Source organism: Snodgrassella alvi, assembly GCF_002777425.1.
GTDB classification, from domain to species: Bacteria; Pseudomonadota; Gammaproteobacteria; order Burkholderiales; family Neisseriaceae; genus Snodgrassella; species Snodgrassella alvi_B.
In genome coordinates this window covers 1-18,764 of the sequence record NZ_MDVC01000057.1, presented here as the reverse complement: position 1 = coordinate 18,764, position 18,764 = coordinate 1, and the positions used below count along the sequence as shown (strand labels likewise).

Genomic DNA, 18,764 nt, shown 5'->3' with positions numbered 1-18,764 from the left:
TTATGTCAGAGTATGCACCCTAGTTATTGTTTGCCTTATCTACCTATGGCCGATAGACACAGAGAATGGTTACGATTGCTATTCTGTTGTGGCTCACACGAATCTGAGCAATGGAACAGTTAGAATTTTTTATTATTCCGAGCCCTTGCCGTGGTGTGTGCGAAAGTGATCACAAGGGCTATTGCAAGGGCTGTCTGCGTAGCCGGGATGAGCGTCTATACTGGTTGCATCTATCTGATACACAGAAGCAGCATGTGCTGCGTTTATGTGCCTTGCGCCGGCGCAAGCTGGAACAGTTATTATGGCAGGCTAAGCAAACAGGTGAGGACGAAGACAGGCTGATGGCGCAATTATGGATACAGGCGGATTTTGATTTTTAAATTCCTGAATAGCTGGCTAAGCAGGCCTAAATTTATTTTGTTTTAGGAGGGGAAATGCATTTTTTAATTATTAGTATTTTGTGTAGTGTTTCGGTCTCAGTATTATTAAAACTGGCGCGCAGAGGCGGAGTGAATATTGCTCAGGCTGTAGCGGTTAATTATCCGGTAGCTGCATTGTGTAACTGGTTTTTTCTGCGCCCGGATTTTGTCAACTGGCATATGTACACCAGTCACTGGATTATTTTTCTGGCACTGGGGATTGGTTTGCCGCTAGGCTTTATTGTGCTGGGGCGGGCTATTGAGCAGGCCGGGATGGTTAAAACCGATGCAGCACAGCGCCTGTCACTGTTTTTGCCCATTGTGGCTGCATTCGTATTTTTTGGTGAAAACCTGAGTAGCAACAAGATTATTGGTATTGCGCTGGCTCTGATGGCTCTGCTAACACTACTGTATCGGCAGAATCCTGCTAAAGGTAAGGGGCAGGGTGGTTTTTTTAGTACTGCTGGCTATTTGTTCGGCGTATGGCTATGTTATGGCACAACAGATATTCTGTTTAAACAGATGTCCAAAAGTGGGACGGCCTTTGCACCAACTTTACAGGTGACATTTATTCTGGCTGCTATTCTGATTACAGGTTATCTGTGTTTGCGCAGAACGGTCTGGAATGCGGCCAGTATTCTGGCCGGTTTATTATTAGGCGGTCTGAACTTTGCCAATATTCTTTTTTATATCCGTGCTCATCAGCAGTTTCAGCAAGACCCTTCGCTGGTGTTTGCCGGCATGAATCTGGGGGTGATTACGCTGGCTACCATTATTGGCACTTTTATGTTTAAAGAAAAAATTAATGGTTTGAATGCCGCCGGCATTGTGCTAGCCATTGCTGCAATCTGGTTTTTATTCTATGGCAGCAGCCTCAATTCATGGCTACCAGCGATGTAAACTAAAAAGCTATTCTGGTGTCCAGAACAGCTTTTTGTAACTACTTTAGCTGGCATTACTCAGCAATGCCAGCTGTTGAGCCTGATGCTCGGCAATCAGTACCTGTGTCAGTTCACTTAAATCGCCGTCCATAATAAAGTCCAGTTTATGCAGGGTTAGGTTAATGCGATGATCTGTTACCCGGCCTTGTGGGTAATTGTAGGTACGGATGCGTTCGCTGCGGTCGCCACTGCCAATCAGGCTTTTGCGTTCCGCCGCTTCTTTGGCTTGGGCTGCATGTTTCTGTTGCTCATACAGACGTGAGGCGAGTACACGCATCGCCTGTGCTTTATTGGCATGCTGCGAACGGCCATCCTGACATTCCACCACCATTCCGGTAGGCAGATGGGTAATCCGCACTGCTGAGTCCGTTTTATTAATATGCTGGCCACCGGCACCGGAAGCACGGAAGGTATCAATACGTAAATCATTGGGATTTAATTGTACTTCGGCTACTTCATCAGCTTCGGGCATGATGGCAACAGTGCAGGCAGAAGTATGAATTCTGCCCTGACTTTCGGTGGTGGGTACGCGTTGAACCCGATGTCCGCCGGATTCAAACTTGAGCTGGCTGTAAACATTCATACCGGCAATACGCGCAATGACTTCCTTATAGCCACCCAGATCGCTTTCACTGGCAGAGACAATTTCTACCTGCCAGCCCATGCGTTCGGCAAAGCGGGTGTACATGCGCAGCAAATCACCGGCAAACAGAGCTGCTTCATCGCCACCGGTACCAGCACGGATTTCAATAAAAATATTTTTATCGTCATCTTCATCTTTTGGTAGCAGCAGTTTTTGCAGTTCACTATCCAGTTGTGCAATCTGGCTTCGTGCGTTGCTGATTTCCTCGGCTGCAAATTCTTTTAATTCAGGGTCTGCAAGCATTTCTTCTGCTGCCGACAAATCGGTTTCAGCCTGCGTATACTGGCGGTAGGTTTCTACCACAGGAGTGAGTTCGGCATGTTCACGGGTCAGGCGACGATACTCGTCAATATTATTGGTGACGTCAGGAGAAGCCAGCAAAGCGGTTACTTCTTCCAGACGCTCAGTCAGGTGCTGTAACTTGTTTATCAATGAAGGTTTCATCTGGTGTTCCGTATTAAAATAAGTTATTAGTCAATTGAAGCTAAGTTGGACAGGTGTAATGGAAGCTGGATGCTGAATAACGTGCTAACGCTGCCGATTCTGGCCGTGCAGGTGATAAATCAGGCTGATGGCTTCAGCCAGTTCAGGGTGCTGCCGGCTGTCTTTATTTAATGCTCTGGTCGGTGCATGCAGGAGACTGTTGGTCAGTTCGTGGCTTAAACGTTGCAACACCTCCTCAATAGATGTGCCTTTGCGTAACCGGCGCAGCGCTTTGGCTACAGCCTTGCACCGCAGTTCTTCTCCCTGAGTGCGCAATGCACAGATTAAAGGCACGCTGCTGCGGGTTTGTTGCCAGGCAATAAATTCAGCTACCTTGCTGGCAACCATCTTTTCAGCAGCAGCAGCAGCCTGCTGCCGTGCAGCCTGACCGTGCTGCACAATATTGACCATATCGTCGACACTATACAGATAGGCATCGTTCAGTTCGCCAGCTTCTGCTTCAATATCGCGTGGTACGGCCAGGTCGAGCAAAAACATCGGCATGCCGCGCCGCTGCTTGAGCGCACGTTCTACCAGCCCTTTGCCGATAACCGGAAATGGGCTAGCAGTAGAAGAAACAATTACATCGTATTCAGCCAGAATTTCAGGCAAAGCAGTTAAAATGCGTGCATCCGCTTGTGCATTCAGCTTGCTGCATAATTCCTGTGCCCGCGCCAGTGTACGGTTGAGTACCGTCAGGCGCTGCGGATGTTCAGCGGCAAAATAAGTGGCCACCAGCTCAATCATTTCACCGGCGCCCACCATCAAGACATTCAATGCAGAAATATCAGGAAAAATCTGGGCAGCCATTTTTACTGCGGCAGCAGCCATAGACACCGAGTTTTCACCAACTGCACTTTCGTTGCGAATTTCTTTTGCTGCGGCAAAGGTTTTCTCAAATAACGCGTTCAGATGCTGGTGTAACGTATGCTGGCTACGCGCTGTGCGCACAGCCTCTTTCAATTGTCCCAGAATCTGCGGTTCACCCAGAACCATTGAATCCAGACCACATGCTACCCGAAAGGCATGCTGCACAGCATCTTTGTCATGGAACTGGTATAAATAGGGCGAAAATTCAGTCAGTGGTAATTGATGGTAGCTGGAGAGCCAGTGTATTGCTGTGGCTGCATCACCAATACAGTAGATTTCTGTACGGTTACAGGTAGACAAAATCATCGCTTCCGCAATTTCCGTCTCACTGCCAAGCGCAGTTAAGGCCTCCGCCAGCATGATAGCCGGAAAGGCCAAACGTTCACGCACAGAAACAGGGGCAGTTTGGTGATTGAGTCCGATAACGGTTAAAGACATGTTACCTGAAGTAATTTGCGTTTGCCCGCTACTGCGGGTAGGATGATTACCAACCAGACTTTACATTCTGATTAAATAAAAGCGGTTAAAGTGGTCAATTATACGCTATTGGTGTCGAAAAAGCAGCTAATCAGATCTGGTGGCAGTATAAATAAATTTTTCGCATGCAAGAATAAATACTATGAATAATCTGGATTTGCACGATATTCGTCAGGATTACAGCAAACAGTCACTCAATGAGGCCGATTGCTGTGCCAACCCGCTGGAACAGTTCCAAAAGTGGCTAACGGCAGCCATGCATGCCAAAGTGAATGAACCCACTGCCATGAATATCGCTACAGTTGACCAGTATGGCCGCCCCAATGCGCGCATTGTGCTGTTAAAAGAAGTAACAGCTCACGGCTTTGTATTCTTTACCAATTATCATAGCCGCAAAGGCCGCGCTTTAAGCCAGCATCCCTATGCGGCACTCACATTTTTCTGGCCGGAACTGGAGCGACAGGTACGAGTGGAAGGAGTGGTGCAGCCATTACCCGCAGCCGATTCCGATGCATATTTTCATTCTCGGCCATATAGCAGCCGTATCGGTGCATGGGCAAGTGAACAAAGTACCGTTATCAGTAGCAAAACCGAGCTGATGGCACGAGCGGCAAAACTGAGCGCAAAATATTTGCTGAATGTGCCGAGGCCACCTCATTGGGGTGGCTATATCGTACAGCCTGAACTGATTGAATTCTGGCAGGGGCGGCCAAGCCGTTTACATGACCGTATCCAGTATGAACTACAAAATAACTTATGGATTAAACAGCGTTTATCACCATAGATTAAGATAATTTATTTCTGAATTAAATATCAGTCCATGGTTATTGAGAAGATGTACTATCTGCCGATGCTGTGGATGTTATCGGGCTATCGCTGAGTACTTTGGTCTGAATAAAATCTTCGGCCTGAGTTTTCAGGCTGAAACGGTCAGTAATTTTATTATCAGCAGTGTTTAGTAAAGCAGCAAAATCAACTTTCACCATGATTTCCGGCAGGGAAACAATATTCCACAGACTGCGCAGTAAGGTGGTTCTGCCGGCAAAGGCTACTTTAGGCGTGCGCTGTCCCTGAGAATCATAATAGCGTATTGCTACAGCCATTACTGGCCTGTCGGCATCAATGGCTGCCTGAAACAAAGCAGCTTTAAACGGTAGCATAGTTAAACCTTCGGATGTATAGGCTTCAGGAAAAAACAGCACATTTTTACCTTCTTGCAGTGCTTGTACTATAGCTTTAATTACTGGGTTAATGTCCTGCCGCGACAGCCTGTTAATGTAAACCGTGCCCCCATTGGTAACCAATTTACCCAATACCGGCCACGACTTGATACTTTCTTTGGCAATAAAGCCACCGGGAATATAGGCCATCAATACAAAAATATCCAGCCAGGTAACATGGTTGGCAACAGTTAGCCATGGCATGCTGGCTGTATCTGGTACAGCCTGTTCGGATTTTACTTTTACGTGCAGTACATGCAATAAATTGTGCGCAATTGAAATTAATTCATTATTACACTCAGTGGCGCTTAAATTCTTGAAGCGCTTTACACGCTTAATGGTTTGTCTCAACCATAGAGCCAGTTTGAAAATACGCGCACAGCGGGTAAACAAAGAAGTATGTTCTGATTTTGTCATTGTTATTTATCATTATCGCTGGCATTGGGGACAGTAAAAACTGCTGCGTTGACCCAAAACCATTTTCTCAATCGGATGCCCGCATTGCCGGCACAGCTCTCCTGCTCGCCCATATACATCATGCTGTAGCTGAAAATAGCCACTATGACCAGCACTATTCACAAAATCGCGCAGGGTGCTGCCCCCGGCACCAATCGCTTCCTGCAATATCTGTTTGATTGCTTCAGTCAGCGCGCTAACCTGCATTTTGTCCAAATGCATGGCAGTGGTGGCTGGATGAATGCCGGTGCGGAATAGTGCCTCATTGGCATAAATATTGCCTACTCCAACAACCGTTTTATTATCCATGATTGCTAACTTAATCGCACGTTTCTGTTTAGCCAGTTTTTGCTGTAGATAGTCAGCATCAAAATCCGTGCTTAGTGGTTCTGGTCCCAGATTAACCAGTAATGGATGCTGCTCAATCAGGCCAACAAACCATAACACAGCCCCAAAGCGTCTGGGGTCATGAAAACGCAGCAAAGTACCATTAGTAAAAACAATATCCACATGATCATGCTTTTGCACAGGCGGCGCACTGAAATCAGTAAAGACCCGCAAACTGCCAGACATGCCCAGATGAATGATTAATGTGCCAGAAGCCAGCTCGATTAACAGATATTTAGCCCGTCGTTTAACTGATAAAACCTTTTCACCCTCAAGCTGTGAGCCAAGATTATCCATCACCGGCCAGCGCAAACGCGGTTGACGCACTTCTACTTGTGAAACAGTCTGATTCACAATAAAAGGAGCAATTCCACGCCGAGTGGTTTCTACTTCAGGAAGTTCAGGCATGATTTAATGATAAAATCCAGAATAAAATCGATACAATAGCATCATGAAAATAAATTTGAAAGCACAAGTTATGCAGGCTATAACCAGATAAAATTGGCATTAAGTCATGCGCAGTTAAAAATGTCTGTGTTAAAGTAGCAAACTATTTTACCCCAATAATTTAGTCTTTAAATGGGTAGCAGACATTTCTAAGGCAGCCTATCTCAACAGAAGTTAGTAAAAATCTGCCTGTGCCGGTACAGAATTGTTATTTGTTCATGAGTCAGTGTATACGACAACTGATCAGCATACATGGAGAAGTTTAATGCCTCGTTGGATTCATCGCATTACCCCGATCGTTCTGAGTTTAATGGCTGCAAGTATGGCCAATGCAAATAGTACTCAGGAGCGGCAGACATCCGTACCTTTGATTCAAACCAGAATTGAACGCGTAAGTCAGCTTACCGCACCAGATGATGCCGCATCCCTGCAACGGCGTCTGGCCATTGCCGGACGTGCCAATGACATTTTTACCCTGTTTGCCAGCGAACTTACCTATTCGCAGGGCAAAACCGCTAAGGCTCTGGCAGCAGACATGCGCATGCTCGAACATACGCAGGAACCAGAAGTAGCAGAGCGAGCCATGGAAATGGCACTGGGTGCCAACAAAATTACAGAGGCGCAAACCATTGCTGATCGCTGGCAGCAAATCGAACCAACTGAAACACCAGCCAGACAGCGCCTGATGTGGGAACTGGCCATAGCAAAAAATGATGTGCCGCAAGTGCTGAAAAATACAGATGCAGTTCTGTCTCATGTCAATGATTATCAGCTGCGCCGGCTGTTTTTAAAACTGGCACAATTGCGCTTAAACAATCTGAATGCCACTGATGAACTGAATGCTCCAATTCACAAAAAGGCAGTTCTGCATCCCGAAATGGCGGAAGCATTGATTGCAGATGCCATCTATGGCGTAACTGGTGCACATGAAGAGCAAACCATCAAAGCATTACAATCGCTGCTTCGTCTGGATACCGATATCTTTCCGGCCACTCAGCTCACTCTGAATCTGATCAATCTCAAACAGCCACAATACCTGCTGGATTTTTATCAGCAAACTGGCGTGGATACCATGCCAGCTAAATGGCAAAGTCTTTATATAGAATTACTGATTAAAAATAACAAATTGCAGCAAGCATATCAAACCTTGCAGCCATTACTAGTCAAAAGTAAAAGTGCAGACCTGTATTTACAGGCCGCTTATCTGGCCGTCAGCCAGAAAGCAGACACAGCTACCATTGCTTCGTACGCAGAGAAAATCGCCGAACTGGGTAATCGCAATCAGCGCAGTAAAGTGGCAATGATGGTAGCCATGCGCTATTATGATGAGCATAATTTATCTGCTTCCCGTTTATGGGCAGCAAAAGCAGATGATCCGAAGTTTGCCTTTGATCAGGCACTCATGATGTGCTCATTGGATGCCGAAGAAGAACACTGGGCAGCAGCGCAAAAATGGCTGAATAAAGCTCAGTCTACCAATAAACAGGGCACATTTTTCAATTCCAGAGATTTGCTGCGTCTGCAAACCTTTATAAACGGCTCCTCGCTTACAAACCGTCAGTATGAGCAATACCTCAACAGAATGCTGGCGAAAGCCGAGCAGGGCGATGCCAAAACACAGGAACTGGATGTTCCGCCATTATTACTGCTGCGCGGGCTATTATATGCAGATAAACTTAATGAGCCGGCAAAAGCCGTGGCAGACATGCGCCGCTATGTCAGGATGAGGCCTAATCAGGTGGAGGGTCTCAATGCACTGGGTTATACCCTGCTGAGCATGCCTAAAGCCAACTGGCTGGAAGCCCAGAAATTACTGGAACAGGCTTATTCCCTAAGCAGCCAGTCTCCGGCTGTCAATGACAGTTTGGGCTGGGCTTATTTTCTCAATGGTGATGCAGAGAAAGCCCTGCCTTTACTTGAATATGCCTATCAGCATCAGCCTGAAAGTGAAGTAGCTGCCCATCTGGGTGAAGTTTACTGGCAACTGGGACGTGAAAACGAGGCTCGCCAGATATGGGCTCAGGGCTGGCTTAATAAAAAAAGCGAGCATAAAGTTCTGAGCCAGATTCTGAGCAAGCATGGAATCAAGCCAGCCAGCTTGCCCCTGACAGCAGTAAAAACAGAAATGGCTCAGGCGGATGCAGATTCTTATCTGCGACAGGCCAGTACATTAGATGTCAATAAGGCAAATACATCAGCTATTATCGATAACATCAATAAGGCAATTCAAGTAGGTAATGTTAGCCAGCGCAGTGAAGCAGCACTTCAGGCTGCATCTTATTTTTATAAAAATAAAAATACTGCTGAAGCGCGAGAATGGTTAAATAAAGTGACAGATAACAAATTTGCCACCGATAAAGCCTGTCTGATGGGCTTGATTGAAGTAGAACAAAACAACATACCAGCAGCACAGCAATGGTTGCAGCGCATTAATCAGAGCCAACAAGCACCAGAATTTTTTGATGACATTGATGTACTTATTCTTTCAATTAACATCGACCGTAAAATACTTCAGCCAAAAGCTTATGTACGTAGACTGACACAGCATCTGAAAGAGGCGCAGCAGCTTGTCGATACCACTCATGACAGCAAATCTGTGGAATTGATCACGTATATGCGTGGTGTAGCTTATGCTGAAAATCTGAATCAGCCGAAAAAAGCAATTGAAGATTTTCGTGTCTTTACTAAATTGAAACCTGATAGTGCTTATGGCTGGAATAACCTGGGTTATGCCATGCTCAATATGCCAAAACGTTACTGGACTGAAGCGCTAACCATTCTGCAACATGCAAATCAGTTAGACGGAGAATCTGAGGTGATTCAGGATAGTCTGGGTTGGGCCTATTACCTTAATGGTGAACCAAAAAAAGCCTTACCGCTCCTGCGCTCTGCTTATCAGGCATCACCGGAAAGTACCGTTGCAGCACATCTGGGTGAAGTATTGTGGCAAATGGGTGAACAAGAGCAGGCACGGCAAATCTGGGCTCAAGGGCTGGCCAATAAAAATTCAGACCAAAAAGTTTTACAGCAGACTTTAAAAAAATTTGCTGTCGATCCGGCCAGCCTGTCTGCTCTCGCAGCCACAGACCAGTAAATAGACTTGGTAACTCTAGTGGCTTAATTTAATCTGTCAGCCAGATTATCTGGTGATACCGCAAAAAAAGCTGCCATACACATATTGTGTGAACGGCAGCTACTGATTTATATGCAGATTGTAAGCAGAAGTTTAACAGCTCAGAGTACATACAGTTGCTGTTAATACCGTTACAATAAACACATCACAGTTACCGCAACGGAAAATAATGTATTCATTTTTTCATAGGCAACGCCTCTATGTGTCCACAGCTATCCTTAGCTTAGCCTTAAGTGCCTGTAGCAGCCTGGTGTCGAAAAAAATAACCGCAGCCACAGACTGGCAGGCAGGTCATGAACATACTGTCTCCGCTTTTGACAGTTCCGGCAGGCTGGCTATCAAAGATCAAGGCAAAGGTACATATGCCAACTTTAGCTGGCAGAATTTAGGTACAGTACAAACCATTGAGGTCAAAACACCATTGGGTAACAGCGTAGGTGTTCTGTGTCGTGACAACACAGGAGTAATTGCGGAAGACAGCAAAGGGCAGATTACCACTGCCACCAGCATAGAAGAATTAAGCCAGCGTATGCTTGGTTTTGCGCTGCCATTTGATCATCTGAATCAGTGGGTGCAGGGTTACTGGATTGCAGATGAACCTTATCAGTTACTGCCAGATGGCAAGCTCAAACAGTCTGGCTGGATTATCCAGCGCCAGCTGCAAAATGGCAGCCGTAATCCACATGTCGTTCAATTAAATAACGCGCGTTTTGATATCAGACTGGTTTTTGATGAATACACAGATACGGCCAGCCAGACATCATCGCAATGTGAATTGCGTCAAAGACTTCCTGATTTGAGTAATTAGCAGAATATGAATAATTTATATCCACCAGCCGATGCTCACCACTTTCTGGCACCAGCCAAGCTGAATCTTGATCTGCGCATCGTCGGCCGGCGTGCTGATGGCTATCATTTACTCGAAAGCATCTTTACCCTGATCGCGTTGTATGACCAAATCTGGCTCAGAGTAAACAGTAATGGCGCCATAACACTGAATACACCAGTTGCCGGCATCATGGCGGAGCAGGATTTGTGCGTACGTGCAGCACAGTTACTACGCAGTCATACAGGGATACAGCAGGGTGTGGACATCTGGCTGGACAAACAGATTCCCATCGGTGGCGGACTAGGAGGGGGCAGTGCAGATGCAGCAGTAGTGTTAATTGCACTCAATCGCTTATGGCAGCTTAACCTAAATAAGACACAACTATTGCAGCTGGGGGTACAACTGGGCGCAGATGTGCCATTTTTTATTTTTGGCCAAAGTGCATTCGCTCGTGGTATTGGTGAGGATTTAAGTCCTATATTCCTGCCAAAACAATGGTATGTGATTATCAAGCCGCCCGTGCACGTTAGTACGCCGAAAATATTTGCACATAAAGACTTGACACGAGATTCCAAGCCACGCATAATGCCAGACTTTCAAGCAGGACAGCACTGGCGCAATGATATGCAGAGCGTTGTTTTTGCTGAGTATCCAGTGGTAAAGGCAGCATTTGATGTTTTGGCTGAATACGGTTCACCAATGATGAGTGGTTCTGGTGCATGCGTATTTTTGTCATTTGATTCTGAGAGTGCCGCACAAGCTGTTTACAATAAAGTTTCTCACGCGCATCAGGCGTATTGTGTTGCTTCGATACCGAGGCATCCGTTTTATCAATGATGTGTGTTGTTGGGGAGTCGTCAAGTGGTTAAGACACTGGGTTTTGATCCCAGTATGCGTAGGTTCGAATCCTACCTCCCCAGCCAATTGCTTAATACAAAAAGCATTGGGGAGTCGTCAAGTGGTTAAGACACTGGGTTTTGATCCCAGTATGCGTAGGTTCGAATCCTACCTCCCCAGCCACATATTGAGCAGTTAAGCAGTAAACCCTTTTGGGGAGTCGTCAAGTGGTTAAGACCCCGGATTCTGATTCCGGTATGCGTAGGTTCGAATCCTACCTCCCCAGCCAATTCAAATAAGCGTGTAAGTTTACTTACACGCTTATTTAATGTGTAAATGACAAATTGTTACGTAAGAGCACGTGTAAATCGATAGAAGTGATATAATTTACCGGTTCAGCCTGATGGATTGAAAACCAGTATACTGGATTTCACACAGGCATAATGATGTTACAGTATGTATAAACAGCTTTCACTTTTGTGCTAAGCAAACCAGTTGAGGGGTTGAAAACACAATACAGATTCAATCGTAGTAATAAAATAGTGTTACTATTTTGCCATGCTGCTATCAGGTATCAGCAAAATTCATTGATTAAATCTGTTTCAGCCCTGATACTTGTAGCTAACCAGTGCACACTGGAAAATCTTTTTCAAAGCGGTGGTCATTGCTTTTGAATTTAAAAGTAGCGTAAATGAATAAAGACTGAGAGAAAGAAGAGTAAAACTACTTTGTCCGGTTAATATTCCCCACTTGTTTAAATGACAGATACACCAGCGTCAGTGGTGATATGAAAGCCTTGGATTAAATGTTTAATCTACCTCATACAAACCAAACCAAACCTAAACAGGACTCAGGTACAACAGAAATGGCAGCATACGACAGTTTGATGGTGTTTACCGGCAATGCAAACCCAGAGCTGGCTAATAACGTAGCCAGACATTTGGATATTTCTCTGGGACGAGCCTCAGTAGGAAAATTCTCAGACGGCGAAATCGCAATTGAATTACTGGAAAATGTACGTGGTCGCGATGTATTTATCGTACAGCCTACCTGCGCACCAACCAATGATAATTTAATGGAAATCCTCACCATGGCCGACGCGCTCAAACGTGCTTCTGCCGGCCGGATTACCGCTGCCATACCTTATTTCGGTTATGCACGCCAAGATCGCCGTCCGCGCTCAGTTCGGGTGCCGATTTCCGCCAAGCTGGTAGCCAATATGCTGTATTCTGCCGGTATTGACCGTGTACTCACGGTTGACTTGCATGCCGACCAGATTCAGGGCTTTTTTGATATTCCGGTTGACAATATCTATGCCACCCCCATTCTGGTGCACGACATTGAAAAGCAGCGCATTGACAATCTGACCGTAGTCAGCCCTGATATCGGTGGTGTAGTACGCGCCCGTGCTGTGGCCAAAACGCTGGGTACTGATTTAGCCATTATTGATAAACGCCGGCCAAAAGCCAATGTGGCCGAAGTGATGAACATTATTGGCGAAGTCCAGAATCGTACCTGTCTGATTATTGACGACATGATTGATACCGCCAATACCCTGTGTAAAGCTGCATCAGCACTAAAAGAGCGTGGTGCAGAACGCGTACTGGCCTATGCCACGCATCCGGTATTTTCCGGCGCAGCAATCGAACGTATTGCCTCATCAGAAATCGATCAGGTAGTAGTAACTGATACCATTCCATTATCAGAAGCTGCACAGAAATGTGAACGTATCCGTCAGGTAAGCATTTCCGGCTTACTCGCAGAAACTGTACGCCGTATCAGCAACGAAGAATCTGTGTCATATCTCTTTAATGAGGATGTGGCCATCCCGGGAGCAATGTTTCTCCCTTAATACCCCCAAGCCATCTTAAGCTGGTCGCGGCCGATGATGGCATTTAACCTTGGAGTAGTTATGTCTTACGAAATTAAAGCAGAAATCCGTGAAGCTCAGGGCACTGGTGCGAGCCGCCGCCTGCGTCGCGAAGGCAAAGTACCGGCTGTATTGTACGGCGAAGGTACCGAGCCAGTAGCTATTACTGTAGATCATCGTACCTTATGGTATGCACTGGAAAAAGAATCTTTCCATACTGCTATCATCAAGCTGGATGTTAATGGTAAAGCTTACGACGTTATTGTACGTGATTTCCAGATGCACCCGTTTAAACAGCAGGTACAGCATATTGATTTTCAGGCTGTTGATGCAAATAAAGCCATCAACATTCGCGTTCCATTGCACCTGTTGAATGCAGCTATTTCTCCAGCGGAAAAATTGCAGAGTGGTCGTGTGTCCCTGTTGGCTACCAGCGTAGAAGTGAATGCCTTGCCGAAAAACGTTCCGGCTGTACTGGAGCTGGATGTTGCTACCATCCGTGCCGGTGAAATCCGTCACCTGTCTGATCTGGTATTCCCAGAAGGCGTTACCAGCGTTGCCTTGAATCGTAACGAAAATCTGGCTATCGCTTCTGCTACCGGTAAAAACAAATAAGCTGTAAAGCTTGAATACAGCCTATATTTGAAAAGTATTTAACCTATTACAGATAAATACCCAATAAAAACTGAAGTCTGTTATTACAGGCTTCAGTTTTTTTATTTCGTGATATCCGTGGCAATAACCAATCAATAAAACCATTACTACTTAATAAACCTGGCACGGTAAGAAAATAGGAAAAATAAATAATTAAAACCAATACAAGTATGCACTTTAAGATACAGTGTTAATACGAAATAATGTAATGCAAGAGCACAATACACATATCTGCTTAAATCCTAAAAACATTCATAACTCAATAAAAATACAAGTGGTTCCCAATTCCTTTAATATTATTTTTCCAGAAAAATAAGCAAACCTGAATATTTATAAAAACCTATCATACAATTGTTGTAACATTGAGCATGAATTACAAAAAAATTTTAAGAATACAGGTTAAAGCTGTCACTGAGAAAGTAGCTAATAAAAGCCTTTATAGGCCAAATAATAAAGGCTTTATTATTTACTGCATACCAACTTGCTGGAAAGCAGACAAATATTTTGTCTTAAGCTAACAACTTAATTAGTACCAATCCGACAAAAATCAGGATTTTTTGCGGCCTGACGACTTACTGCGAGTACGGGCTGAACGGGAATTCTGGCCTGTTGCTGTTTTAGTTCTAGCATCTTTTTGCTTGGTATTGGCAACCTTGCGCGGTTTTTTAGCAGTAGCTTTAAGCTGTTTCTGAATTTTCTGTGCATTGTTTTTCTGACGCCGCTTGCCACTACTGGTGCTAATCAGTACCAAATCGATCCGGCTGGTATCCAGATCAGCGCGGGCTACTTTCACCATTACCTTGTCACCAAGCTTAAAGCTAATACCACTGCGTTCGCCAATAATTGCCATCAGTTCAGGATGGAAATTGAAATAATCTTCGCCCAGATCACTGATGTGAATCATACCATCAATGTAAACATTATCTAAAGTAACAAACAGGCCGAAGTTTGCCATACCCGAAATCGTACCGGAAAACACTTCACCAATCTTGTCTTGCATATAGTAGGTTTTCAGCCAGTTTTCAACATCACGGCTGGCATTATCAGCTTTACGCTCCGCCAGCGAGCAATGTACGCCTAACTCAGTCCACGATTTTGGCTGGTATTGCCTGTGCTGTAAAATTGCCTTAATGGCACGATGTACCGTCAGGTCGGGATAACGCCGAATCGGAGAAGTAAAGTGAGTATATGCCGGATAGGCCAAACCAAAATGACCTATATTCTGTGGTTCATATACTGCCTGCTGCATAGAGCGCAGCAACATCACGCCAATTACATTACGATCTGGGCGGTCTTTAATTTTTTCGCTTAGCTCCGCATAGTCCTTTGGCGTAGGATTGATACCACCATTCAATTGCAAGCCAAGCAAAGCCAGCTGCTCACGCAAAGTACCTAAACGTTCACTGGTAGGGCCAGCATGATTGCGGTATAGAACAGGGTGCTTGTGGTGCTTGAGAAACTCTGCAGCGCAAACATTGGCTGCCAGCATACATTCCTCAATCAGGCGATGAGCCTCATTACGTTCAACTGGCACAATACGCTCAATTTTGCCCTGCTGATTAAATATCATCTGTGTTTCTATGCTTTCAAATTCTACAGCACCACGTTGCAGGCGTTTTTTCAGTAAAATCTGATACAGCTGGTACAGACTAAGCACATGCGTTTTCATCGGGTCATCAAACTGGTCATTACTAATCCAGTCCCATGCCTGCGTATAAGTAAGTCGTGCATGGGAACGCATTACAGCCGGATAAAACTCATAGCTTTTAATATTACCGGCATAAGTAATCACCATATCGCATACCAGACACAAGCGCTCTACGTTTGGATTAAGCGAGCAGATGCCATTAGAAAGATTTTCTGGCAGCATCGGAATTACCCGACGCGGAAAATACACACTCGTAGCACGTTCCTGTGCATCCTTATCAATAGCATCATCGGGATAAACGTAATGGCTAACATCAGCAATGGCTACCACCAGACGATAATTACGGCCAATTTTTTCCGCATATACCGCATCGTCAAAATCACGAGCAGTTTCACCATCAATGGTAATCAGCGGTAGTTCACGCAAATCTACCCGGTTTTTACGCTCAGCAGCCTTAACATGATCAGGTATTTTAGCGGCCTGAGCTAAACAATCATGGCTAAACTGATAAGATAAATGATGCTTGCGTACAGCGATTTCAATTTCCATACCACTGTCAGCATAATCACCCAAAATTTCAGTAACACGCGCAACGGCTGCCTGTGTTGCATTCGGATATGACTCAATTCTGGCCACCATAACCTGTCCGGCTTTGGCTTTACCAAGCGAATCCGGCTGTAACACAATACTTGCGCCCAGGCGCTTGTCCTCAGGAACCAGCATGGCCACACCATGTTCAATAGTCAGCCGGCCAACCACATCCTGATTGGCGCGTTCAATCACATCCAGAACCTGACCTTCACGCCGGCCGCGCCGATCGGTACCCGCTGGTCGTACTGTGACAATATCTCCATTCATCAACCCACGCATCTGCCGGGTATAAAGCACAAAATCGCTGCCATCCGCCGGATTCAGCGGTACGGCAAAGCCAAAATCATCCTTGTGTACTTCAATACGACACTTAACCAGTGCCAGCTTATTGGCTATACAAACAGCACCACGGCGATTAATCAAAATCTGCCCATCACGTGCCATGGCGTTTAAACGACGTTCAAAAAAAGCTGTTTCTTCGGCAGTAATATTGAGTTTTTGTGCCAGCTCAGTCATTTTGACTGGAATGCCAATTTTTTCCAAAATGGCAATAATCCATTCACGGCTGGGTAGGGGATTAAGATAACGTTGTAATTCTCGTTCTAAATAAGGGTCTTGATGGCGTAAATCAGATTTTTTTTTCATAGGGTATTGACAATCTCTTTAGAGAATATATAATGCATTTCCTCAGTTAAAGACATACTTTAACTGAAAGTCGCAATATATGCAAAAGCCCAGGTGGCGGAATTGGTAGACGCGCATGGTTCAGGTCCATGTGCCAGCAATGGTGTGGAAGTTCGAGTCTTCTCCTGGGCACCAGAATTCCGAAAAAAAGATATCTAAGTAATTAGATATCTTTTTTTTTATTTCCTATATTAGTAAAATCCTTAAATCTGGAATTTTTCCTATAAATAATATTAAATATCAAATATTTATTTGGTAACATATTGAAATGTAAATTACATTTTTATCCAGCATATGTACGCGTTGTTCACTAGAATAAATTAATTGAGCAATATTTAAATAGCAAGTCTTTACAGCCATCCAAAATGATAAAAATAAAGTATGACATTATGTATTGGTCTTCCAGAGCAGCCGTAAAACTATAATTAGATACAAAGCAAGCAAACAGACAAAAATATATATAAAAAGATTTATATATAGCGATTAAATTATTCCCATATAATTTGTACAGTATAAAATGTATTAATACCTGATAAAACACGATCTGTATCGCCAGTTTAATTGATAGTATCAAATCACCCTGTGCGCCATCACAACTAAAATTGCGGTAATTTTTTATTAACCCAGAGAATTATTTGATGCATTCAATAACCAAATTGCATGTCATAAGCAGTCAATTGAACAGTTTAGATACTGTACGCAGCATATTTTGTAAAAAATCCCATTGTTAATCAATAACTGTTATTATTGATGCCTACATAGCTATTGACAATCTGTACCAAGACTATATAATGCCCAAATTCGCTGAACGCAGCAATCTAATAGTTGCAGTAGCAAATAAGCCCAGGTGGCGGAATTGGTAGACGCGCATGGTTCAGGTCCATGTGCCAGCAATGGTGTGGAAGTTCGAGTCTTCTCCTGGGCACCAGAATTCCGAAAAAAAGATATCTAAGTAATTAGATATCTTTTTTTATTTCCAGATATATAAGCAACTTTCTATTAAACTTATCATTATTTATTTTTAACTATCTGCGTAAGTAATTAATTGAACAAGCAGAAAGCAGCGAGAAGGAAATATATTACTTCTGCTCATCAGCAGGTAATTGGTTAAATGCCCATCCTTTATCACTACATACTCGTGCCAGTACCAAACCTAATGGCAAAGCAAGAACGATAAGCATAGCTTGTGCTACCCAGTTAATGGCATTAATAATATCGTTTTGCTGTACAAAATACATCGAGCGGAACATATAGATACCGGGAACCATAATACGTACCACAGGTACCGACATAGGTAAGTTAGTTGCATTGCCAACATCCTTCCCTGTAAGGTCACATTTCATTAGCCCCCACCAATCTGTAACTATCCCCTAAAATAGTACAGCTCTGAAGTAGAAAATTCTCTTTATTAACCCACAGAGGATTTAATCATGAAAAAAATGACTGAACATCAAATCGTATCTATTTTAAAAGAAGCTGAAGCCGGGTATTCCTGTTAAAGAACTTTGCCGTAAATATGGCATCGGCAACTCGACTTTTTATAAATGGCGGCAAAAATACGGTGGTATGGAAACCTCCGATATCAAACGTTTAAAGGAGCTGGAAGCTGAAAACCGTAAACTTAAGCAAATGTTTGCCGAGCTCAGTTTAAAATCTCAGCTTCAGGAGGAAATCATAAAAAAGCTATAGTGCCTACCAAGGCACGTAAAGCTTGGGCTGTGCAATTACAAGAAAGTCATCCTGTTACTATTGCTATGAGCTGCGCAATTGTTGGCTTAAGCCGCTGTGCTTACTATTATCAACCTAAATTACCAGATGACTCGGTGATTGTGTCAGTACTCAGTGCTATCACTGACAGGCATTTACGCTGGGGCTTTCCCAAGTGTTTTAATCGTATCAGAAAGCTCGGCTATAAATGGAATCATAAACGGGTGTATCGGGTGTATTGTGAATTAAAGCTTAATCTGAGGGTAAAGCGTAAAAAATGCATTCCTCCACGATGCCCAGAAAGACTATCTGCACCCAGTAAACAAGGTGAATGCTGGTCAATGGATTTTATGAGTGACAGCAGTCGCAATCAACGCAGGTTTAGAACTTTCAATGTGATAGATGACTTTAATCGTGAGGCGTTAGGCATTGATATTGCAGTCAGTTTGCCGGCTGGCAGGATTACCC

At 44.3% G+C, this 18,764-nt stretch carries 16 protein-coding genes and 5 tRNA genes; 15 read left to right on the top strand and 6 right to left on the bottom strand.

The window, feature by feature from the left end:
- Positions 1–110: 110 nt before the first annotated feature.
- Together BGI33_RS05315 and BGI33_RS05310 are read left to right on the top strand one after the other, a co-directional pair.
- Positions 111–380 carry a DUF1289 domain-containing protein gene (locus tag BGI33_RS05315; protein ID WP_100090262.1) on the top strand — a complete coding sequence of 90 codons (270 nt, stop codon included), beginning with the start codon at positions 111–113 and terminating at the stop codon, positions 378–380.
- 54 nt (positions 381–434) lie between these two features.
- Complete coding sequence (locus BGI33_RS05310) at positions 435–1,319, top strand: hypothetical protein (protein WP_100090261.1); 885 nt, start codon at positions 435–437, stop codon at positions 1,317–1,319.
- A gap of 45 nt (positions 1,320–1,364) precedes the next feature.
- Here BGI33_RS05310 and prfA read toward each other — a convergent pair whose 3' ends face one another.
- Positions 1,365–2,447, bottom strand: coding sequence for a peptide chain release factor 1 (gene prfA / locus BGI33_RS05305; RefSeq protein WP_100090260.1), 1,083 nt, complete (start codon positions 2,445–2,447; stop codon positions 1,365–1,367).
- An 84-nt stretch (positions 2,448–2,531) separates the two neighbouring features.
- Positions 2,532–3,794: a glutamyl-tRNA reductase gene (gene hemA / locus BGI33_RS05300; RefSeq protein WP_100090259.1), complete on the bottom strand. Its 1,263-nt coding sequence runs from the start codon at positions 3,792–3,794 to the stop codon at positions 2,532–2,534.
- Positions 3,795–3,984: 190 nt separating this feature from the next.
- On the opposite strand from hemA, the gene pdxH reads away from it, so the two are divergent.
- Positions 3,985–4,617 (top strand): pyridoxamine 5'-phosphate oxidase, encoded by a 633-nt coding sequence (gene pdxH / locus BGI33_RS05295; RefSeq protein ID WP_100090316.1) that lies wholly within the window; start codon positions 3,985–3,987, stop codon positions 4,615–4,617.
- A 40-nt stretch (positions 4,618–4,657) separates the two neighbouring features.
- On the opposite strand, the gene BGI33_RS05290 is transcribed toward pdxH, so the two are convergent.
- On the bottom strand, positions 4,658–5,470 hold the full coding sequence (locus BGI33_RS05290; RefSeq protein ID WP_100090258.1) for a 1-acylglycerol-3-phosphate O-acyltransferase: 813 nt from the start codon (positions 5,468–5,470) through the stop codon (positions 4,658–4,660).
- Positions 5,471–5,482: 12 nt separating this feature from the next.
- Complete coding sequence (gene mutM / locus BGI33_RS05285; protein WP_100090257.1) at positions 5,483–6,304, bottom strand: bifunctional DNA-formamidopyrimidine glycosylase/DNA-(apurinic or apyrimidinic site) lyase; 822 nt, start codon at positions 6,302–6,304, stop codon at positions 5,483–5,485.
- Positions 6,305–6,608: 304 nt separating this feature from the next.
- On the opposite strand from mutM, the gene BGI33_RS05280 reads away from it, so the two are divergent.
- The 8 genes from BGI33_RS05280 to BGI33_RS05245 all read left to right on the top strand — a co-directional run bounded on the left by BGI33_RS05280 (position 6,609) and on the right by BGI33_RS05245 (position 13,627).
- A complete protein-coding gene (locus BGI33_RS05280) occupies positions 6,609–9,437 on the top strand; it encodes a tetratricopeptide repeat protein (RefSeq protein WP_100090256.1) in 2,829 nt (942 codons plus the stop codon).
- A 208-nt stretch (positions 9,438–9,645) separates the two neighbouring features.
- Complete coding sequence (gene lolB, locus BGI33_RS05275) at positions 9,646–10,284, top strand: lipoprotein insertase outer membrane protein LolB (RefSeq protein WP_100090255.1); 639 nt, start codon at positions 9,646–9,648, stop codon at positions 10,282–10,284.
- Positions 10,285–10,290: 6 nt separating this feature from the next.
- Entirely contained in the window at positions 10,291–11,142 is an 852-nt protein-coding gene (gene ispE, locus BGI33_RS05270; protein ID WP_100090254.1) for a 4-(cytidine 5'-diphospho)-2-C-methyl-D-erythritol kinase, read from the top strand.
- Between the two features lie 10 nt (positions 11,143–11,152).
- Positions 11,153–11,228, top strand: a tRNA-Gln gene (locus BGI33_RS05265).
- 21 nt (positions 11,229–11,249) lie between these two features.
- Positions 11,250–11,325: transfer RNA gene (locus tag BGI33_RS05260), tRNA-Gln, on the top strand.
- A 30-nt stretch (positions 11,326–11,355) separates the two neighbouring features.
- Positions 11,356–11,431 (top strand) — tRNA-Gln (locus BGI33_RS05255).
- Positions 11,432–12,007: 576 nt separating this feature from the next.
- Entirely contained in the window at positions 12,008–12,994 is a 987-nt protein-coding gene (locus tag BGI33_RS05250) for a ribose-phosphate pyrophosphokinase (protein ID WP_100090315.1), read from the top strand.
- A 60-nt stretch (positions 12,995–13,054) separates the two neighbouring features.
- Entirely contained in the window at positions 13,055–13,627 is a 573-nt protein-coding gene (locus BGI33_RS05245) for a 50S ribosomal protein L25/general stress protein Ctc (protein WP_100090253.1), read from the top strand.
- A gap of 586 nt (positions 13,628–14,213) precedes the next feature.
- Here the strand turns inward: BGI33_RS05245 and rnr are convergent.
- Complete coding sequence (gene rnr, locus BGI33_RS05240) at positions 14,214–16,550, bottom strand: ribonuclease R (protein WP_100090252.1); 2,337 nt, start codon at positions 16,548–16,550, stop codon at positions 14,214–14,216.
- A gap of 87 nt (positions 16,551–16,637) precedes the next feature.
- On the opposite strand from rnr, the gene BGI33_RS05235 reads away from it, so the two are divergent.
- Both BGI33_RS05235 and BGI33_RS05230 read left to right on the top strand, forming a co-directional pair.
- Positions 16,638–16,724: transfer RNA gene (locus tag BGI33_RS05235), tRNA-Leu, on the top strand.
- 706 nt (positions 16,725–17,430) lie between these two features.
- Positions 17,431–17,517, top strand: a tRNA-Leu gene (locus BGI33_RS05230).
- Positions 17,518–17,668: 151 nt separating this feature from the next.
- On the opposite strand, the gene BGI33_RS05225 is transcribed toward BGI33_RS05230, so the two are convergent.
- The gene (locus tag BGI33_RS05225; RefSeq protein ID WP_100090251.1) at positions 17,669–17,932 is read right to left on the bottom strand and encodes a threonine/serine exporter family protein; all 264 of its coding nucleotides are present in this window, start codon (positions 17,930–17,932) and stop codon (positions 17,669–17,671) included.
- A 133-nt stretch (positions 17,933–18,065) separates the two neighbouring features.
- Between BGI33_RS05225 and BGI33_RS14170 the strand changes: the two genes are divergently transcribed.
- Both BGI33_RS14170 and BGI33_RS05215 read left to right on the top strand, forming a co-directional pair.
- Complete coding sequence (locus BGI33_RS14170; protein WP_100090250.1) at positions 18,066–18,278, top strand: transposase; 213 nt, start codon at positions 18,066–18,068, stop codon at positions 18,276–18,278.
- Positions 18,278–18,764, top strand: a 487-nt coding sequence (locus BGI33_RS05215; RefSeq protein ID WP_144235367.1) for an IS3 family transposase, incomplete at its 3' end; no start/stop codon positions are given. The genes BGI33_RS14170 and BGI33_RS05215, both read left to right, overlap by 1 nt.